Here is a 1,547-nt window from a genome sequence, read left to right on the forward strand (position 1 = left end):
ATATGCGTAGTAGACGACCTGCTGGTCGGCGAGACGAATACTGCGCTCGACCCAGATGTAAGACTTGCTCCTGGCAGACTTGCCAGGTTCTCTTAACACTTGGAATGGTGTTTCATCACCCTGAAGAAATCGCTGCGATAAGAGATGTTCATGCATAAGATCATAAACTGGTCTGACGATTTCTGCGGCGTTAATGACCCAGTTGGCCATCGTTGTTTCGCTGACGATCAGGCCAGCACGCGCCCACTCCAATTTCTGGCGGTAGAGTGGGGTCCCCAGAGTATATTTCTGATGAAGCACCTCGGTGACTAATGATGGGGTTGCCTCGCTGTGAGGAAACAACGCCTGCGGCGCCTGGCCTTGATACAGGTGAGAGACGCCATAGGATTGTTCACAGTCAGCGCACTTGTATGTCGCTTCATAAATGTTCTCAACATAGAGTCTACCTGGAATGTGTTGCACGACCTGGCGAACAAAGTGTTTGCCGACCTTTATTAGCTGATGTCCATGTTCGCAAACGCTGCTTTCGCGCTCAATAACCGTTTCTTCAACCGGTAGATTGACATCAATGGTTTCAACGCGGCGCCGTTTAGCTTTACGCTGGGTTGACGTTACGACTGCTTCTTCGCTTTGTTCCCCAGTCTGCTCTGGGTCCGTAAAAACACTACTGTCCTCCAACAGAGAAAGCTGATTCGGATCAACCAGCTTCTCTGAATGAGACCCGTAGAGTTTCCGAGTTAAATATGCGACCTGTTCCGTCAGGGCCTGAATTTGGTCAGTCAGACTCCCAACCTGTTTGGTCAGTTCGCTATTTTGCTCGAGCGCCTGCTCGAGTAATTCTTCAGTCGTTTTCGCCATCGGCGTGGACCTCAATTCATCAAGATGGGCTGAGTGTACCACTGATACGACAGGCTTCCTAGCTTTATTTAGTGGACACTTTACCAGAATTCGGCGTCTGTCTTTGTGGACAGTAAGGCCGAACTGTGGACTCCAGTCCCCAGCCTGATAACAGCCGTTCTAGTTGTTTTGCGTGTAGCTTTTTCACCTCACTTTGGGTCGTTGGCCACTGAAGTCGGCCGTCTTCGATCCGCTTATAGAGCAGTATGAATCCATCACCAGCCCAGTAGAGGGCTTTGAACCGATCCTTGCGTGTGCCACAGAATAGAAATAGCGCTCGACTGTATGGGTCAAGTTGATATTCTTCCTTGATCACGCCAGCCAAACCATCGATGCCGCGACGCAAGTCGGTCTTGCCACAGATCAGATAAATGCCGCTTAGTCTACGCACATCAATGAGCATCGTTGAACACGGCTTTCAGTAGGGCGTCAAGAATGTAACCTTGAATCCGGCCATAGACCACCACGGTCTTATTGTCACCAATCCTGACCTGGAACGCCTTAGTCGGCACGCTCTGAGTCTGCCGGCGTTGATTCTCTTCCAATTTGATGCGAACAATCTCTGGCTTCTCATCCAATAAAAATCACCTCACCATATTTGATGAGGCAATCATATCGCCCAGAAGCTGGCATTCATATCCGGTCTGTTA

At 49.8% G+C, this 1,547-nt stretch carries 3 protein-coding genes; all 3 read right to left on the bottom strand.

The genetic code is table 11. The features are described from left to right. A partial coding sequence (locus JUF11_RS13020; RefSeq protein ID WP_204119930.1) for an IS66 family transposase occupies nt 1-858 on the bottom strand: 858 nt, incomplete at its 3' end. Nucleotides 859-922: 64 nt separating this feature from the next. Next, on the bottom strand, nt 923-1,300 hold the full coding sequence (gene tnpB / locus JUF11_RS13025; RefSeq protein WP_003580239.1) for an IS66 family insertion sequence element accessory protein TnpB: 378 nt from the start codon (nt 1,298-1,300) through the stop codon (nt 923-925). After that, on the bottom strand, nt 1,290-1,475 hold the full coding sequence (locus JUF11_RS13030) for a hypothetical protein (RefSeq protein ID WP_125583057.1): 186 nt from the start codon (nt 1,473-1,475) through the stop codon (nt 1,290-1,292). Before JUF11_RS13030 ends, tnpB begins: the two co-directional genes overlap by 11 nt. Nucleotides 1,476-1,547 lie beyond the last annotated feature (72 nt).

It is taken from the genome of Lacticaseibacillus suilingensis (assembly GCF_016861845.1).
Taxonomy (GTDB): Bacteria; Bacillota; Bacilli; order Lactobacillales; family Lactobacillaceae; genus Lacticaseibacillus; species Lacticaseibacillus suilingensis.

Coding starts and splice junctions, on each gene's coding strand:
- tnpB (WP_003580239.1), bottom strand. CDS start 1,300: ATGCTCATTGATGTGCGTAGACTAAGCGGCATTTATCTGATCTGTGGC.